The organism is Actinomadura violacea (assembly GCF_017573465.1).
In the GTDB taxonomy this organism is placed as follows: domain Bacteria; phylum Actinomycetota; class Actinomycetes; order Streptosporangiales; family Streptosporangiaceae; genus Spirillospora; species Spirillospora violacea.
The window spans coordinates 148,505-163,967 of the sequence record NZ_JAGEPF010000024.1 but is presented as its reverse complement, the minus strand read 5'-3'; the positions used below and the strand labels follow the sequence as shown (position 1 = coordinate 163,967).

The 15,463-nt window shown below is 73.1% G+C and carries 18 protein-coding genes; 4 read left to right on the top strand and 14 right to left on the bottom strand.

What is annotated here, in order from left to right; translation table 11 throughout:
- Nucleotides 1-40: 40 nt before the first annotated feature.
- The 4 genes from J4709_RS35945 to J4709_RS35930 form a co-directional block, all read right to left on the bottom strand.
- The gene (locus J4709_RS35945; protein WP_208247717.1) at nt 41-1,120 is read right to left on the bottom strand and encodes a CU044_5270 family protein; all 1,080 of its coding nucleotides are present in this window, start codon (nt 1,118-1,120) and stop codon (nt 41-43) included.
- Nucleotides 1,117-1,629, bottom strand: a complete 513-nt coding sequence (locus J4709_RS35940; protein ID WP_208247715.1) for an RNA polymerase sigma factor — start codon at nt 1,627-1,629, stop codon at nt 1,117-1,119. Before J4709_RS35940 ends, J4709_RS35945 begins: the two co-directional genes overlap by 4 nt.
- A 71-nt stretch (nt 1,630-1,700) precedes the next feature.
- Nucleotides 1,701-2,078, bottom strand: coding sequence for a hypothetical protein (locus J4709_RS35935; protein WP_208247713.1), 378 nt, complete (start codon nt 2,076-2,078; stop codon nt 1,701-1,703).
- A 177-nt stretch (nt 2,079-2,255) separates the two neighbouring features.
- The gene (locus tag J4709_RS35930; protein WP_208247711.1) at nt 2,256-3,794 is read right to left on the bottom strand and encodes an alkaline phosphatase D family protein; all 1,539 of its coding nucleotides are present in this window, start codon (nt 3,792-3,794) and stop codon (nt 2,256-2,258) included.
- A gap of 289 nt (nt 3,795-4,083) precedes the next feature.
- On the opposite strand from J4709_RS35930, the gene J4709_RS35925 reads away from it, so the two are divergent.
- Entirely contained in the window at nt 4,084-4,470 is a 387-nt protein-coding gene (locus tag J4709_RS35925; RefSeq protein ID WP_232384551.1) for a cupin domain-containing protein, read from the top strand.
- Between the two features lie 40 nt (nt 4,471-4,510).
- On the opposite strand, the gene J4709_RS35920 is transcribed toward J4709_RS35925, so the two are convergent.
- The 8 genes from J4709_RS35920 to J4709_RS35890 all read right to left on the bottom strand — a co-directional run bounded on the left by J4709_RS35920 (nt 4,511) and on the right by J4709_RS35890 (nt 11,669).
- Complete coding sequence (locus tag J4709_RS35920) at nt 4,511-4,930, bottom strand: hypothetical protein (protein WP_208247706.1); 420 nt, start codon at nt 4,928-4,930, stop codon at nt 4,511-4,513.
- A 26-nt stretch (nt 4,931-4,956) separates the two neighbouring features.
- Nucleotides 4,957-6,852 carry a Vgb family protein gene (locus tag J4709_RS35915; RefSeq protein ID WP_208247705.1) on the bottom strand — a complete coding sequence of 632 codons (1,896 nt, stop codon included), beginning with the start codon at nt 6,850-6,852 and terminating at the stop codon, nt 4,957-4,959.
- A gap of 191 nt (nt 6,853-7,043) precedes the next feature.
- A complete protein-coding gene (locus J4709_RS35910) occupies nt 7,044-7,745 on the bottom strand; it encodes a TetR/AcrR family transcriptional regulator (RefSeq protein ID WP_208247703.1) in 702 nt (233 codons plus the stop codon).
- 143 nt (nt 7,746-7,888) lie between these two features.
- Complete coding sequence (locus J4709_RS35905) at nt 7,889-9,238, bottom strand: dicarboxylate/amino acid:cation symporter (protein ID WP_208247701.1); 1,350 nt, start codon at nt 9,236-9,238, stop codon at nt 7,889-7,891.
- A gap of 68 nt (nt 9,239-9,306) precedes the next feature.
- Nucleotides 9,307-9,408: a putative leader peptide gene (locus J4709_RS56225; RefSeq protein ID WP_372442188.1), complete on the bottom strand. Its 102-nt coding sequence runs from the start codon at nt 9,406-9,408 to the stop codon at nt 9,307-9,309.
- Between the two features lie 43 nt (nt 9,409-9,451).
- Nucleotides 9,452-9,658: a hypothetical protein gene (locus tag J4709_RS35900; RefSeq protein WP_208247699.1), complete on the bottom strand. Its 207-nt coding sequence runs from the start codon at nt 9,656-9,658 to the stop codon at nt 9,452-9,454.
- On the bottom strand, nt 9,651-10,895 hold the full coding sequence (locus J4709_RS35895; RefSeq protein ID WP_208247697.1) for a PspC domain-containing protein: 1,245 nt from the start codon (nt 10,893-10,895) through the stop codon (nt 9,651-9,653). Before J4709_RS35895 ends, J4709_RS35900 begins: the two co-directional genes overlap by 8 nt.
- Before the next feature lie 93 nt (nt 10,896-10,988).
- On the bottom strand, nt 10,989-11,669 hold the full coding sequence (locus J4709_RS35890; RefSeq protein ID WP_208247695.1) for a tyrosine-protein phosphatase: 681 nt from the start codon (nt 11,667-11,669) through the stop codon (nt 10,989-10,991).
- Between the two features lie 164 nt (nt 11,670-11,833).
- On the opposite strand from J4709_RS35890, the gene J4709_RS35885 reads away from it, so the two are divergent.
- The gene (locus J4709_RS35885; RefSeq protein WP_372442194.1) at nt 11,834-13,012 is read left to right on the top strand and encodes an ATP-binding protein; all 1,179 of its coding nucleotides are present in this window, start codon (nt 11,834-11,836) and stop codon (nt 13,010-13,012) included.
- A gap of 62 nt (nt 13,013-13,074) precedes the next feature.
- Nucleotides 13,075-13,704 (top strand): LuxR C-terminal-related transcriptional regulator, encoded by a 630-nt coding sequence (locus tag J4709_RS35880; RefSeq protein WP_232384577.1) that lies wholly within the window; start codon nt 13,075-13,077, stop codon nt 13,702-13,704.
- Nucleotides 13,705-13,737: 33 nt separating this feature from the next.
- Here the strand turns inward: J4709_RS35880 and J4709_RS35875 are convergent, their stop codons facing one another.
- Together J4709_RS35875 and J4709_RS35870 are read right to left on the bottom strand one after the other, a co-directional pair.
- Nucleotides 13,738-14,172, bottom strand: a complete 435-nt coding sequence (locus J4709_RS35875; RefSeq protein ID WP_208247690.1) for an acyl-CoA thioesterase — start codon at nt 14,170-14,172, stop codon at nt 13,738-13,740.
- A complete protein-coding gene (locus tag J4709_RS35870; RefSeq protein WP_208247688.1) occupies nt 14,169-14,504 on the bottom strand; it encodes a hypothetical protein in 336 nt (111 codons plus the stop codon). The genes J4709_RS35875 and J4709_RS35870 overlap by 4 nt, the downstream gene beginning before the upstream one ends.
- Before the next feature lie 238 nt (nt 14,505-14,742).
- Between J4709_RS35870 and J4709_RS35865 the strand changes: the two genes are divergently transcribed.
- Entirely contained in the window at nt 14,743-15,438 is a 696-nt protein-coding gene (locus tag J4709_RS35865; protein WP_208247686.1) for a DUF4190 domain-containing protein, read from the top strand.
- The last annotated feature ends 25 nt before the right edge of the window (nt 15,439-15,463 follow it).

Sequence of the window (15,463 nt, the reverse complement as noted above, 5' to 3'; positions counted from 1 at the left end):
CCGCGGAGAACCCGACCGGCGCGCAGGCCGTGGCCGCGGCTCACCGCCGGGCGCCGGGCAGCTTCTGCGCCGGCGGGGTGTCGGTCCACCCCGCCGTCCGCTGCACCGTGTAGTACTGGGCGCTCCCGGCGGGCACCCGGCTGTTGGCCGTCCCCGGCCGCACCACCACGGCGCGGCTCGCCATCAGGAAGTCCTCGGACGGGCTGAGCATGAGCTGCCACTGCAGGGTGCCGAGGTCGCGGCTGGTCTCGTCCATCGCGACGCCGAGCGCCGGACGCCCGAGCGGGTCGCGGACCGTGCCGAGGTTCCGCACGCCCGGCAGCCCCGCGAGCATCCGGTACACCGCGGCCCGCAGCGCCTGCGACGGCTGCTCGACGGGGTCGCTGAGCAGCTTCGGCGCCTCCCGGAACAGCCACGCGTCCGGGTCCTTCGGCAGGCCGCCGTGGTCGCGGATCCACGTCAGCATCGCCGTCCGCAGCCGGACCGGGTCCGCCGGCAGCCGCGCCGGGTCGCCCTCGAAGATCCGGTCCTCGGGCCGGGGGCCCTCCGGCACGTCGGGGATGACGATGCCCGCGTCCGCGTTCTCGTTCGGCTGCGGCGACCCGTCCAGCCGGTACTGCCGGGCGTCGGCCGGGGTCAGCGGCCGCAGCCGCACGCCGCCGATGTCGTTGGAGTACACGCCGAAACCGTCGGCACGGTCGCGCGGCAGCCACGTCTCCGTCGGGAACGACGCGAGCAGCGTGTACCGGTGGCCGCGGTGGTCGCGCTGGATCAGCTGGCCGACCTCGCCCTTCGCGTGCCAGAACCGCTTCGGCTCGGTGCGGTCGGCCTTCTCCGCCGCCGCCATCAGCACCGCGTGCGCCGGCCCGGACGTCACGTACCGCTGCTTCGGGATGGGCTCGGGCGTCACCGCGTTCCACACCACCAGCGCCACGGCCGCCACCGCCGCCAGGGCCGCCGCCGCGCCGGGCAGCGCCCATCCTGGCCTCCACCTCGGGCTCCGGCCGCCGCGCGGCCGGGCGGTGATGCTCCGCAGCACCGCCTCCTCCCGCTCGCCGTACTCCAGGTCGTCCGCGCGCACCGGGTTCGCGGCGGCCAGCAGGCCGTCCAGGTCGTTCATCGTGCGGCCTCCTCTGCCGGGCTGATGTCGTCGGTCAGCAGCGCGGCCAGCCGTTTGCGGGCGCGGTGCACCCGAACCTTGAAGGCCGCCGCCGAGCATCCGGCCACGTAGGCGGCCGAACGGTGGTCGAGGTCCTCCCAGGCGACGAGCATCAGCGCCTCGCGGTCGGCGTCCGGCAGCCGCCACAGCGCCTCCCGCAGCCGGACCTCCTCGACCACGCCCGCCGCGTGGTCGGGCGCGTCCCGGTGGTGCTGGGCCAGCCGTCCGGCCAGCCGCGCGCGGCGCGCCCGGGACCGCCGGTCGTTGTTCAGGCAGTTGTGCGCGGCCCGGTACAGCCAGGGCAGCGGATCGTCCGGCAGCCGGTCGATGTGCCGCCACACCGCGGTGAACGCCTCCGCCACCACGTCGTCCGCGCGTTCCTCGTCCGTTCGGCGCAGCACATAGGCCCGCACCCGCGCGTGGTGCCGTCTGAACAGCACCGTGAACCGCTCCGCCGCATCGTCCGCCACTCCGACTCCAACCGAGATGTGGGCATCCGACCCTTAAAGGTCCGGAGATGCGGCCCCGGTTACCGCGGCCGTCACGGGGAGGCGCTGCCGCAGGTCGTCGTGATGTCGTCGGTCGCCTTGGTGAAGCGGACCGCCTCGGAGTCGGACAGCAGGTTCTTGCCGCTCTCGTCGCCGCCGCGCTTCCTCAGCTTGTCGCCGACGTCCAGGACGACGTCGACCTCCTTCGCCAGGTGGTCGTCCTTCAGCTTCGGGCGGACGCGGCGGAGGGCGTCGATGATCCCCTGGACGTCGTCGGACTTCGCGGGGGTGCGCAAGGCCCCGGTGATCGCGGCGCAGTCGGCCTTGCGGTGGTCGCCACCGCCGCCGCTGCCGCCGCCGGAGCAGCCGGGGACGAGCAGGCACAGGACGAGGGCCGCCGCGGGCGGGACGAGGGTGCGCGCAGGGTTCACACGGTCGATCATCCCAGGCCGGGGACTGTGTCCCGATCTGCGGGGTATGTGCGGTACGTGTTCACCAGGTACCTGATCGTGACGGCGCTCCTCACCCTGGTCGCCTACGTCCTGATCACCCGCTGACCGCCCCGCCGGGCGGACCGCGGATCCGCCGGCGGCGGGCGCTGTCGCCGGTCAGCGGACGGGGGTCAGCGTCTCGGTGTGCAGGGTCCTCCCGTCGAGGTCGCGGAGGCGGACGGTGAGGGACGCGGAATGCGCGTCGATGTCGACCTCGCCGAAGAACTGGTAGCCCTCGGCCGGCGAGGTGTTCGCGTGCGGCGGCGCCTGGACGAACTTGGCCACCGGGCCGAACGTGCCGTCGAGGGCGTTCGGGCCGAAGGCGCCGGCGTTCAGGGGCCCGGAGACGAATTCCCAGAACGGATCGAAGTCCTTGAACGCGGCCTTGGACGGGTCGTAGTAATGCGCGGCCGTGTAATGGACGTCGGCCGTCAGCCAGACGGTGTTGCGGACATGGTGCTTCTTGATGTCGGAGAGGATGCCGGCGATCTCGCGTTCGCGGCCCAGCGGCGCGCCGCCGTCGCCCTGCGCGGCCGCCTCCTGCGCGGTGCCGTCGGGGACGACGAGGCCGATCGGCAGGTCGTTCGCGATGATCTTCCAGGTGGCGCGGGAACGGCGGAGCTCGCGCTTGAGCCAGGCGGCCTGCTCGGCGCCGAGCAGGCCGTCGCGCTGGGCGGGGGAGTCGTCGGCGTCGTTCGGCGACTTGTAGGTGCGCATGTCCAGCATGAACACGTCGAGCAGCGGACCGTAGGAGATCTTGCGGTAGATGCGCCCGCCCTTGGCCGCGGGAATGGCGATGGGCGTGTATTCGAAGGCGGCCCGGCGGGCACGGGCCGACAGTACGTCCACGCGCTTCTCGGTGTATTGCGGCAGGTCGAGGATCTCGCCCGGGTACCAGTTGTTGAGCGTTTCGTGGTCGTCCCACTGGTACAGCATCGGGACCTGCGCGTTGAACGCGCGGAGATTGGCGTCCTGGAGGTTGTAGCGGAACTGGCCGCGGTATTCGGCGAGGGTCTGGGCGACGGCCGACTTCTCCGGCGTGGTGAGGTTCCGCCAGGTGGAGCCGTCGGGCAGCTTCACCGTTTCGGAGAGCGGGCCGTCCGAATAGACCAGGTCGCCGCTGCACAGGAAGAAGTCGGGGTCGACCGCGGCCATCGCCTTGAAGATCCGGTAGCCGCCGAGGTCGGGGTTGATGCCCCAGCCCTGCCCGGCGAGGTCGCCGGACCACACGAACCGGATGTCGCGGCGGGTGCGCGGCGCCGTGCGGAGGCGGCCGGCGACGGGCTCGGACGCCAGGTGCCGGTCCAGGCCGTCGAGCCGGACGCGGTAGTGCAGCTCGCGGCCGGGCGGCAGGCCGCGCAGGAACGCCTTGCCGGTCAGGTCGGTGTCCGGGGTGAGGACGGGGCCGCGGACGGTCCGGGCGTGCCGGAAGTCGGGGCGGTCGCTCAGCTCGACGAGCATCCGCGCGGGCCGGTCGGAGCGCGCCCAGATCACGGCCTCGTTCGCGGTGACGTCGCCGCTCTGCACGCCGTGGGTGAGCCGCGGGCGGCCGCTGCGCAGCAGTCCGGCGGCGCGCGCCGGGCCGTCGTTCAGCAGGGCAAGGGCCGCTCCCGCGGTCGTCACGAGACCACCGCGCAGCACGGTTCGCCGGTCCATCGCAGACTCCGTTCCTTGATCCGTTACCGGGACGGATCGTGACGGACCAGGACGGATCACAGGTGCACGGCGGGTGAACGCGGGCGTTCGGCTTGACAACCGTCGGTCACGGAGTGTCTCCTTGATGCCATGCCAGCGCGCGTTCCCGCCGACAGCCCCGTGGCCCTCCGCCGCGTGGCCAGCGCGCTGTGTCCTGCCTGTAGCCGCTGATCATCAGATGCTCCCGGGTGGCGTTCACCCGGATCCGGCTCACATTCAGGACATCCAGGACATGGTTCCCGATCTCACTATGCGTGGCCAGGACGACCCGCACGGCCGCACCGTCACCGCCCGCCCGCCCACCGTCGGGCAGCTCGCCGACCGCGTCCGCGAACTGGCGGCCCGCCCGTCCGACTGGTGGCACAGCGTCGTCTTCGACGGCTCCGGCCCGGTCCGCGTCCCGCTGTACGCCGCGGACGGCGCCGAGGTGTGGCTGACCACGTGGCCTCCCGGGCACGGTGCCACCGTGCACGGGCAGGTCAGCACGCTCATCGCCGGCGAGCTGGCGGAGGTGGCGATCCGGGCGGACGGCGTCACGGAGCGGCCGCTGCGGGCCAACCGGGTCCGCGTGCACGCCGGCCCGCAGACGTTCACCAACCCCGGCCCCGCCTTCGCCGTCAGCCTCCACGCCGCCTGAGCCGCCCGCGCGGGTGCGCGAGCGGCTCAGAACGCACGGGTCAGTGGCGGTGCAGGGTGTCCTTCGGGCCGTTCTGCCAGCTGACGACCAGGGCGCCGGAACGCAGCACCGCACGGCCGCTCGTCCGGGCCCGGGAGCCCTTCGCGCACGTCAGCTTGATCTGCGCGGACGCGTCGATGGTGCCGGTGCAGAACCCGGGCGAGTTCAGCGCGGCGGCGCCCCGGTAGAGGTACAGGGCGACCTTCTCGCCGCCCGCCGCGGACGTCCAGGTGCCGTCCAGCGTGGTCTTCTTCTCCGCGCCGGGGCGGACGCCGTTGGTGACGACCGCCCCGGGCCTGGTCGGGAGCGGAGCGCTGCGGGCGGTGCCCCCGCCGGACGGCGCGGCGCCGTCGTCCGAGCCGCTGCAGCCGGACGCCAGCAGGGCCAGCACGGCCAGGCCGGCGAGGGCGTACCTCCGCATGTGCGCTCCTTCGGGGATTCGCCGGCTCAGCGCCGGGCCTTGAGCCGGAGCGTGACCTTCTTCGGGGCCTTGGCGACCCGCGCGGGCTTCTTCGCGGTCCGCTTGAGCAGCTTGGACGCCTTCGCCTTGGCGGCGGCGGACGGGGCGAGCCCCTCGGGGACGTTGCTCGGGTTGATGCCACCGGCGAGGCTCAGCACGCCGGTGAGCGCCATCGAGTTCTTCGACGCGGGCGAGGGCAGCGCCATCATCTGGTTGATGACGCCGTCGAGGATGCCGAACGGGCCGCAGCCCTTCGCGGCGGGCACCGCGACGGGCGCGCTGATCGAGACCTTCCCGACGATCCAGGAGACCGCGTCGTCGTAGGTCGGGGACCCGGCGGTGAACGTGGGGGACAGGCCGGCGTCCAGCGGCCCGATCACGCACGACGAGCCGAGCAGCTGGTTGTTGAGGTGGATGTTCAGCGACGCCTTGGCGCCGAACCCGCCGCCGGACAGCGTCACGTGCACCGGCCCGTTGAGGGTCTGGGTGACCGAGAGCTTGTTGACCTCCCACATCGCGGCGGGCGACTTGCCGAGGATCGGGCCGACCAGCGGCAGCTGGCCGATGAGCCCGCCGGGCACGTCCACCGGCGCGGACTCCAGCTGCTTCCCGTTGACCGGCGGGACGAGCAGCGGGTCGCCGGTCTCGTCGGCGGCGCCGAGGTAGCCGCTGATGCGGATCGCGCCGGCCGGGAGCGTCTGCTTGAACGAGCCGATCGTGACGGTGCCGCCGGTGGTGACCTGCGTCTGGCAGATCTGCCCGGCCGGGCAGCGGTTCTGGAACGAGGCGGCGCCGTTGGGGTAGACGCCGGGGGTGAACGCGGGGACGGCCGGGTTCGGGGGCGCGGACGGCGGCGCGGACGGGTCGAACCGGCCGATGAGGCCGCGGCCGGGCTCGGTGAGCCACAGGTCGCCGCCGGGCGCGGCGGTGATGACGGCGGGCGCGGACAGCGTCTTCGGCAGCCCGTACTCCTGGACGCCGCCGCTCACCGGGTCGACGCTGGCGACGTTGCTGGTCGCGGACTCGGTGACCCAGAGCTTGCCGTCCTTGCCCTTGGCGATGCCGAAGGGGCGGGAGTCGGTGGTGGGGACGCCGTACTCGGTGACCGCCTTGGTGGCGGGGTCGATGTTGCCGACCTTGCTCACGCCGGGCTCGGTGAACCAGAGCTTGCCGTCGGGGCCGGTGGTGATGTCGCCGAAGGACGGCGATCCGCCGGGGGCGGACGGGGCGAGGTAGGTGTCGACGGCGCCGGTCGCCGGGTCGAGCCGGCCGATGCTCCCGTTCCTGTCGGTGAACCAGACGGCCTGGTCGGGGCCGAGGGTGATCGTCGAGGGGGAGAGGCCGGTGGCGTAGGCGGTGACGTTCCCGGACGCGTCGATCCTGCCGATGGCGCCGGAGTAGCCGCCGGTGAACCACATCGTGCCGTTCTGCCCGGCGGTGATGCCGGAGACCTGCGCGTTCGCGAAGTTCACGGTGCCGGTGGTGGGGAGCTCGTAGAGCGTGAACTTCCCGGTGGCGGTGTCGACGCGGCCGACGCGCGGCACGGTGGTGGACAGGTCGGTGAACCAGACCGAGCCGTCCGAGCCGGTGGCTATCCCGTCGGGGATGCCGTCCAGCTGCTGCGAGTTCTGCGGGACGGCGTACTCGGTGATCTTGCCGTTCGCGTCCACGTGCCCGATGCCGCCGGCGTTCGCGGCGAACCAGGCGCCGCCGTCGGCGCCGGCGGTGATGCCGACGGGTGTGACGTCCGCGACGGGCAGCGCGCTCTCGGTGACGCCACTGGTGTCGGCCGAGGCCGGGGACGCCGTCAGCGCGGTGAGGGCGCCCATGCCGAGGACCGCGGCCACCGCCAGCGACCCGGTCCTGCTGTGCCGATGGCGCATGCCATCGCCTCCCTTTGACAAGAAATCCCCCGACGCGGCGAAGAAGTGCTCGCGGACCGACAAGATCCACTGCCACTAGAAACCCGCGGGTTTTTCAGGTCAACGGGATGGACGATCTTCGTCCTCATCCGGCCATCGGGACAACCGGGAACGCGGGACGGGTGTCCCGACCTGCACGGAAAGAGACCGTGTCAGTATTCGCCGGTCAGGTAAGGGGAGGCCGCCTCGCGGCCGACCAGGGGCAGCAGCGCGAAGTAGGTGAGGGCCGGCAGCAGTGCCGGCAGCTCTCCCGCCTCGCCCGTCTCGACCTGCACGTGGATCGCGCTGTAGATGCCGCCGACGATCGCGTCGATCACCGCGACCGGCACCTGCGGCAGCGACGGGTCGGCGAAGAACGCGCGGAACCGGGCGAGGTTGTCGATCCGCGCCTGCCGCACCTGCGGGCCCGCCGCGTTCACCTCCACCAGGGACGCCCGCGCGAACCGCGGCTCCGCGGCGAGGATCGCCAGCATGCGCCGCAGCGCCGCCTGGATCCCGTCCGGCCACGACGGCGCCGCCTCGTACGCCTCCGTCATCCGCCGCAGCAGGATGTCCATGCCGCGCTGGTAGGCGGCGAGGAAGCAGTCGTCCAGGTCGGTGAAGTGCGTGTAGAACGTCTTCTTGGTGACGCCGGCGCCCTCGGTCACCCGGCCGATCGTCGTGTGCGCGAACCCGCGCTCGGACACCACCTGCACGAACGCGTCGATGAGCCGCTCGCGCTGGATGCCCGCGACGGTCTCCGGGGACAGGCCGTGCCGGCCCGGCTTGATCGCCCGGCCCGGGTCCAGGGCGGACCGCGAGCCCGGCAGCACGTCCGTGCCGCCGGCGTCCGGAGCGCCCGGCTGCCCTGCCATCACACCTCGATCCGCGATCACCTGCCGTTGGGATCACACTACTTCGCGTTCCCGCCGGACGGGGATGCCCTGGCGGTGCGGCACCCGTCACACGCAGGACGCCCGTGCCGGACCCGGCACGGGCGTCCTGGGCGCGAATCGGATCAGGCCGGCACGGGCTCGGCGGCGCGCTCGCGGGCCGGGGCCTCGCCGGAGGCGTCCGGCGTGCCCTGCTCCGCCGGCTCGTCCGGGCCGGAGGTCAGCTCCTTCGGCGGCCCGTTGAAGACCGCCTCGTCCAGCAGCCCCTCGGACCGAGCGACCAGCACCGGGACGGTCAGCTGGCCGGTGACGTTCAGCGCCGTCCGAGCCATGTCGATGACCTTGTCGATCGCGATCAGGTAGCCGACGGCCTGCAGCGGCAGCCCCACCGTGGTGAGGGTCAGCGTCAGCGCGACCAGCGCCGGGCCGGGCGTGCCACCCGTGCCGAGCTGCCCGATCACCGCGGCCAGCGCGATCAGCGCGTAGTCGGCGATGCCGAGGTGCACGCCGGTGTACTGGGCGACGAACACCGCCGCGACCGCCGGGTAGATCGCGCCGCAGCCGTCGAACTTGATCGTCGCGCCGAGCGGCTGCGCGAAGTTGGCGTACTCGCGCTGGACGCCGTTGCGCTCGATCGACACCCGCTGCGCGATCGGCAGCGTCGCCAGCGACGACGACGACACGAAGCCGAACTGGATCGCCGGCCAGGAGTTGCGCAGGAACTTCAGCGGGTTCACCCGCCCGAACACGCGCAGCAGCACCGGGTACCCGACCAGCAGCATGATCGCGACGGCCAGGTAGATGGCGCCGGTGAACTTGGCCAGCGGCGCGAGCGAGCTCGGCCCGTAGGTCGCCACGACCGAGCCGATCAGGAAGAACGACCCGATCGGGGTGAGCCGCACGACCCACCACACGACCTTCTGCATGACGACGTACAGGTCGTCGATGAGGCTCGTCAGCCGCGCGCCGCGGTCGCCGATCGCGACCAGCGCCGCGCCGAACAGCACCGCGAACGTCACGACGCCGAGCACGTTGCCGTCCGCCATCGCCTTGACGATGTTGGACGGGAACAGGTTGTGCAGCACCTGCGTCCAGGTGACGGGGTCGGTCGTCGCGGACTCGCTGGCGAGCTTCCCGAGCCCCTGCCCGGGCTTGATCAGCAGCGCGACGGTCAGCCCGATCGCGGTGGCGATCGCCGAGGTGACCACGAACCAGCCGAGGGTCTTGCCGGTCAGCCGCGCGACGCTGCCGACGCCCCGCAGCCGCCCGACGCTCACCACGATCGCGGCGAACACCAGCGGCACCACGACGACCTTCAGCAGGCTGACGTAGACGTCGCCGAACGGGTCGAGCCAGTCGGCGGCGGTCTTCTCGCCGCCGCCGAAGTTGTTGATCAGGGCGCCGGCGGCGACGCCGAGCACCAGCGACAGCACGATCTGCTGCCAGAACTGCCATTTCCAGACACGCGGGTTCATCGAGGGGTTCTCCAGGGCAGCCGGGATCCGGCTGTGCGAAGGGGACGAGCGGTGGGCGCGGAGAGGCTTCAGCGGCTACACAGCACGCTGGCGAGGCGGCACAGGTCCACGTGCAGCCGTGCCACGAGCAGGACGCTCTTCCCGGAGAACTTCACGAACTCTTCGAACATCACCCGACTGACCGGACATTCCCGACAAGGAGGGTGATGCCGGTCACCTCAGGGTGCGGCGGCGCGACCGGGTCAGCACCCGGACGGTCCCGACGACCCCGAGGCCGATCAGCACCACCGGCACCATCACCGCCGCCTCCAGCAGCCGCCCGCGCGACAGACCGTCCGCGAGGAACACCCCCGCCAGCGCGAGGAAGAAGATCCCGGTGACCGGCCCCGCCGGATCGAACCTGCGACGGCGCTCAGACACGGTGCACGTCCACGTCCCCGACCTTGCCGCGGATGCGCAGGTCGATCTCGGGCGGGTTCTTCGCCGCCGCCGCTCCCTCGGGCTCCAGCACCCGCACCACCTTCGCGTTGGGGCCGCTCGTCGTGCGGTGCTCGATGCGCAGGTCCCCGAGCGCGATCCGGGCGTCCACCCGGACCCGCACGCCCTGCGGCACCTTGACCTCCATCCCGCCGACCCCGAGCCTCGCCTCGACCGAGACGCGCCCGCCCGTCGCCAGCGGCAGGGCGGTCAGGTCGAGGGTGCCCTGCCCGAGGCCGATCCGGTACTCCTGATGCAAGCTGGTCGCGTTCACAGGCCGCCACTCCATGTCGCCGTACTTGACGTTCTCCGGAAGGTCCGCCGCGACCGAGGTGGCCAGCAGCGACAGGGCGAGCAGCGTTCCCGCGGCGGCGAGGCCGCGCGTCCGGAACCAGCCGCCGACGATCAGTCCGAGCCCGACGACCGCGAGCGCGGGCGCCATCACGATCAGCGCCGCCTCCGGCCCCGGGTAACCGCGCGCCACCGGGATCAGCGCGGCTCCCGCGGCCATCGCCGCCAGCAGCGTGATCGTCGCCGCGGGCGACTTGCCGCTCTCGTGCCGCCGCTGCGGCGGGGGCGCGTCGTCCCGCGGCTCCACCGGCGGCGCGGCGGCGCGGGCCCGCCCGTACGTCGCGAGGTCGATCATTCCCTCGGGGAGGCCGCCGCCCGCGAACTTCGGCGCCTCCTTCTCCAGCGAGACGGGCCCGGTCCCGGCCCATTCGCCGGACGGGCCCGGCGGGTGCCCGGCGAACCGCTCCGGCATCGACCTGGCCGCGCCGACGAGGTCGACGCCCCGCGCATGCGCGACCAGCATGACCAGGCCGAACACCACCAGCACCGCGATCGCGTCCGTGGACACCCCGCCGAACAGGCTGAGCGCGACGCCGACGCACAGCAGCGCGCCGAGCGCCGTCAGCACCGCGGGCGCGTCGAACCAGCGCCGGAACAGCCGCTCCGCCGCCGACGACTCGTCCGGGCTCGCCGGCATCAGCAGCGCCGCGACGATGTAGAGGAAGACGCCCTGCCCGTGCGCGAGCACGAGCAGCGCGAACCCGACGCGGAAGACGACGGGGTCGATCCCCGTGTACCGCCCGAGCCCCGTGCACACTCCGGCCAGCACCCGCCGCTCCGGATTCCGCGCCAGCCGCCGGTACCTGCCGGCGTTCCGCTCCTCAGCCATGCCACCATCGTGACCGCCCGGCGGCCTCCGCGGTATCAGGGACGACCCTGACCCGTCCCGGATATGGCCCCGCCGCGCGGCCGGCCCGGGGCGTTATCCGCCGAGCAGGCGCGCCCGGACGGCCTCGATCTCGCCGGCCGTCGAACCGGCCGAACGCAGATAGTCGACGGCGTCCAGCCCGGCGAGAACGGCCATCAACGCGTCCCGCTCCGTCGTGCCATGCCGTTCCAAGACCCTCAACGTGCAATAGCGCGGATTCGTCCTCGCGGCGTTCCGGTTGCTCAGCTCGTAATCGGCGATGATCTCCTCGGGCAGGACGTCCGCGAGCAGGAGCAGCAGCATGCTGACGAGACCCGTCCGATCGCGCCCGCCCGCGCAGTGGACGAGGACTCCACCCGGCTCGGCCTGCGCCACCGCCCTGATCGCCGCCGCGCAACGCTCGGCCTTCCGCTCCAGGAAGACCGGATAGTAGAGCGGCGTCCCGTCCAGATCGTTCGCCCTGATGTGATCCCACAGCGCGGTGTCCGCGTTGTCGTCCAGCGGGACGTTGACGAAGGTCACCGGGTGCGGCGGCACGACGCTCCGCTCCGCTTCCTCGCGCAGGTCGACGACCGTCCGGACCCCGAACCCGACCAGCCCGTCCCAGCCGCGCGGCGTGAGCCGATCGAGCATCCCCGACCGCACGACCGCCCCCGTCCGCGTGACCCGTCCGTCCCGCGTCCGCAGGCCGCCGAGGTCGCGGACGTTGATGGCGCCTTCCCAGTCGATCCCCATGCCCGGTGAGACACGCCTCCGCGCGCCGGAGTTCGGCGGCCCGGCGGGGCGACCCTGAGGGAATTCGGGGTGCGGCCCTGATGCGGCGGGAGCGCGGGCGTGTGACGATCGGTGACGTGGGAGTACGTGGCGAAGGCCCGCAGGACGCGGGGGCGGCGGGCGGGGTGACGGCCGCGCCGCCGGCCGCGCCCGAGGGGGCGCGGCTCGAACGGGTGCCGGACGGGCGGCTCGTCGCGGGCGTGGCGCGCGGCCTCGCCGGGCACCTGGGCGTGGACGTGATGATCGTCCGGGCGGCGTTCGTGCTGCTGACGATCGCGAGCGGGCTCGGGATCGCCGCGTACGGCGCGTTCTGGATCCTGGTGCCCGCGCGTGAGGGGACGGCGGGGCGGCGGGGCCGCGACTGGGGGCAGCTCGCCGTCTACGGCGTCGTCACGGTCGGCCTCGCGGCGCTGCCCTGGGGGGCGGCGGGCAAGGCGGGCGGGCTGATGCAGTGGGCGGTCTGGCCGTTCGTGCTCGGCGGCGTCGGCGTCGCGATCCTGTGGCAGCAGGCCGACCGGGACCAGCGGCAGCGGTGGGTGCTGCCGCTGCGGCAGCGGTGGCTGCGCAGCCTGCTCGGGCTGCTGCTGGTCGTCGGCGGCATCGGCGGGTTCGTCGCGCAGCGGGTGGACGTCGGGCAGGCCCGGTCGGTGATCATCGCGATGCTGATCATCCTGACCGGGGTGACGCTGATCGTGACGCCGTGGGTGGTGCGGCTCTGGCAGGATCTCGACACCGAGCGGGCCGAGCGCGTCCGCTCGCAGGAGCGGGCGGAGCTCGCGGCGCACATCCACGACTCGGTGCTGCACACGCTGACGCTGATCCAGCGCAACGCCCAGGACGCGCGGGAGGTGCAGCGGCTCGCCCGGTCGCAGGAGCGGACGCTGCGGTCGTGGCTCTACCAGCCGCGCTCGGACCCGGACCAGACGTTCGCCGCGGCGATCAAGGCGTCGGCGGGCGAGGTCGAGGACGACCACGGCGTGCCGATCGAGGTGGTGTGCGTGGGCGACACCGAGCTGGACGACCGGCTCGGCTCGGCGCTGCAGGCGGCGCGGGAGGCGATGGTGAACGCGGCGAAGTACGCGGAGTCGCCGTCGGTGTCGGTGTACGCGGAGGTCGAGGGGAAGAAGGTGGCCATCTTCGTCCGGGATCGGGGGAAGGGGTTCGACCTGGATCAGGTCCCGGAGGACCGGATGGGCGTACGGGGGTCCATCATCGGACGTATGGAGCGCAACGGCGGCAAGGCCACCGTTCGCACCGCCCCAGGGGAAGGCACCGAGGTCCGGCTGGAGATGGAGAAGGCGTGAGCGAGAGCGAACCGGGGGGCGTGGGGGGTCGGCCCCCCTCGAAGGAGCAGGGCGTGAGCGAGCTGAAGCGGGTCGTGCTGGTCGACGACCACCAGATGTTCCGGACCGGGGTGAAGGCGGAGCTCGGCGGCGGCGTCGAGATCGTCGGGGAGGCCGGCGACGTCGACGAGGCGGTGTCGGTGATCCGCGCGACGACGCCGGACGTGGTGCTGCTGGACGTGCACCTGCCGGGCGGCGGCGGCATCGAGGTGCTGCGGCGGCTGAACGGGGTGGTGCCGTCGCGGTTCCTGGCGCTGTCGGTGTCGGACGCGGCGGAGGACGTGATCGGTGTGGTCCGCGGCGGCGCGCGCGGCTACGTCACCAAGACGATCTCGGGTCCGGAGCTGACGGACGCGATCGGGCGGGTGGCGGACGGCGACGCGGTGTTCTCGCCGCGCCTCGCCGGGTTCGTGCTGGACGCGTTCGCGGCGACGGACGTCCCGGCGGTCGACCCGGAGCTGGACCAGATCACCCAGCGGGAGCGGGACGTGCTGCGGCTGATCGCGCGCGGCTACGCCTACAAGGAGATCGCCAAGGAGCTGTTCATCTCGGTGAAGACGGTGGAGACGCACGTCAGCAGCGTGCTGCGCAAGCTCCAGCTGTCGAACCGGCACGAGCTGTCGCGGTGGGCGGCCGCCCGCCGGCTGGTGTAGCGGGCGGCCTCACGGGCGGTCTCACGGGCGGCTTCAGGCGAGGCCGAGCAGCTCCGGCCTGTCCGCCCTCGCGCGCCACGCCTCGCGGGGGTCGGCGACGAGGCGCCGCGCCCCGAGGTCGAGCAGGCCGCTGACGTGCGCGACCTCGGCGGCGACGGTGCCGTCGGGGCGCCGGAACGCGTGCCGCACACGGTAGGTCTTGCCGTCGCCCCATTCCCATTCGCAGGTCACGTCGACCTGGTCGCCGCCGCGCAGCTCGTGGTGGTACCGGATGACGGTCTCCAGGTTGACGGGCCCGTAGCCGTCGGCGATGAGCCGCTGGACGGACACCCCGGCGGCCTCCACGCACGCGAACCGGGCGTGGTCGGCGTACTGGACGTAGAAGCCCCCGTTGAGGTGCAGCTGCGGGTCGATCTCGTAGACGCGGACGTCCATCCGGACGCTGAACGGTTCGGTGGTGAGGGTCATTCGGGGTCCTCCTGTTCGGCCCGCCAGCGCAGCGAGCGCTCGGTGAGGTAGCGGCGGCCGTCGTCACGGACCTCCAGCCAGTCGCCGCGGACCCAGCCGCCCGCGGCCTGCGGGGAGAAGCCGTGCTTGCGGAACAGGGCGCTGGCCTCCGCCCTGGTCAGGCCCTGCCGGCCCCATTCGGACATGATCGCGCGGTAGCGGCTCTCCTGCGTGGCCTCGGCCGGGTCGGCCGCGACGGCGTCGGCCAGGGCGGCGAACCCGGCGCTGATCTGGCGCAGCGCCGCGGCGATCCGGTCCGCGCGCGGGTTCGGCGGGGTCGTGGGCGACTCCATGGGCATAGCTTAGCAATCGGTACCGATCGCTAAGCTATGCGGGGTCGTGGCGGCCACCTCGCGCCGGGCCCACGAAGCCGTGACGGGCGTGAGCAAAATGTAATGTCCGGAATGTCGGGCATCATGATCAAGCGGTGCGCGGGGTGTGGGAGGGTCGCTCCCCATGAGTCATCCACCTACCGGGCCCGGGCGACCGGGCCCCGATCCCATGGGGGCCTATCCGCCCCCGCCCCCGCCGATGCCGGCCGAGCCCGCCTACGGCTCCGGGGCGGCACAGGACAAGACGAACGGCCTGGCCATCGCCGCGTTCGTGACCGGACTGCTCGGCTGCTGCGGCATCGCCGGCGCCGTCCTCGGCTTCATCTCGCTCCGCCAGATCGGCGACCGCGGCGGCAAGGGCCGCGGCCTCGCCATCGCCGGTATCGCCCTGTCCGCGCTGTGGATCGTGGGCGGCGTGGTCGGCTACCTGGTCATCCCCGGCTCGGACTCCGCGTCGTCGGCCACCGGCCCGGACGGGACGCCGAAGCCGAAGACGACCAAGCCGGAGAAGATCGACGCGTACACGATGAAGGTCGGCGACTGCATCAACGATCCGGCCTCGTCCGGCGCCCCCGCCGGCGAGTCGGCCCCGCCGGTCGAGGTGGAGAGCGTCAAGAAGGTGCCCTGCACCGGCCCGCACGACGGCGAGGTGCTGGCCGTCTTCAAGCTGACGCAGGCGGTGATGCCGACCGACCAGCAGATGAGCCGGCTCGCCTCCACCGGGTGCAAGCTGCGCATCCAGCGCAGACTCGACCGCGACCCGGCCGCCGCGCACCTCGGCCGGTCGTTCTACTACCCGACGGCCGACTCGTGGCGGGACGGCGACCGGGCCGTCACCTGCCTCGCGGTGAACGCCGCCGAGGGCAAGAAGCTCAGCCGCCCCATCCGCGGCTGACCCCGGCGGTCTCCGCTGGGCGGCC

Excerpts from the sequence above, each read along its gene's own strand:
- J4709_RS35945 (WP_208247717.1), bottom strand. The coding sequence starts at position 1,120 with ATGAACGACCTGGACGGCCTGCTGGCCGCCGCGAACCCGGTGCGCGCG.
- J4709_RS35930 (WP_208247711.1), bottom strand. The coding sequence starts at position 3,794 with ATGGACCGGCGAACCGTGCTGCGCGGTGGTCTCGTGACGACCGCGGGA.
- J4709_RS35925 (WP_232384551.1), top strand. The coding sequence starts at position 4,084 with ATGCGTGGCCAGGACGACCCGCACGGCCGCACCGTCACCGCCCGCCCG.
- J4709_RS35920 (WP_208247706.1), bottom strand. The coding sequence starts at position 4,930 with ATGCGGAGGTACGCCCTCGCCGGCCTGGCCGTGCTGGCCCTGCTGGCG.
- J4709_RS35915 (WP_208247705.1), bottom strand. The coding sequence starts at position 6,852 with ATGCGCCATCGGCACAGCAGGACCGGGTCGCTGGCGGTGGCCGCGGTC.
- J4709_RS35910 (WP_208247703.1), bottom strand. The coding sequence starts at position 7,745 with ATGGCAGGGCAGCCGGGCGCTCCGGACGCCGGCGGCACGGACGTGCTG.
- J4709_RS35905 (WP_208247701.1), bottom strand. The coding sequence starts at position 9,238 with ATGAACCCGCGTGTCTGGAAATGGCAGTTCTGGCAGCAGATCGTGCTG.
- J4709_RS56225 (WP_372442188.1), bottom strand. The coding sequence starts at position 9,408 with ATGTTCGAAGAGTTCGTGAAGTTCTCCGGGAAGAGCGTCCTGCTCGTG.
- J4709_RS35895 (WP_208247697.1), bottom strand. The coding sequence starts at position 10,895 with ATGGCTGAGGAGCGGAACGCCGGCAGGTACCGGCGGCTGGCGCGGAAT.
- J4709_RS35890 (WP_208247695.1), bottom strand. The coding sequence starts at position 11,669 with ATGGGGATCGACTGGGAAGGCGCCATCAACGTCCGCGACCTCGGCGGC.
- J4709_RS35875 (WP_208247690.1), bottom strand. The coding sequence starts at position 14,172 with ATGACCCTCACCACCGAACCGTTCAGCGTCCGGATGGACGTCCGCGTC.
- J4709_RS35870 (WP_208247688.1), bottom strand. The coding sequence starts at position 14,504 with ATGGAGTCGCCCACGACCCCGCCGAACCCGCGCGCGGACCGGATCGCC.
- J4709_RS35865 (WP_208247686.1), top strand. The coding sequence starts at position 14,743 with ATGCCGGCCGAGCCCGCCTACGGCTCCGGGGCGGCACAGGACAAGACG.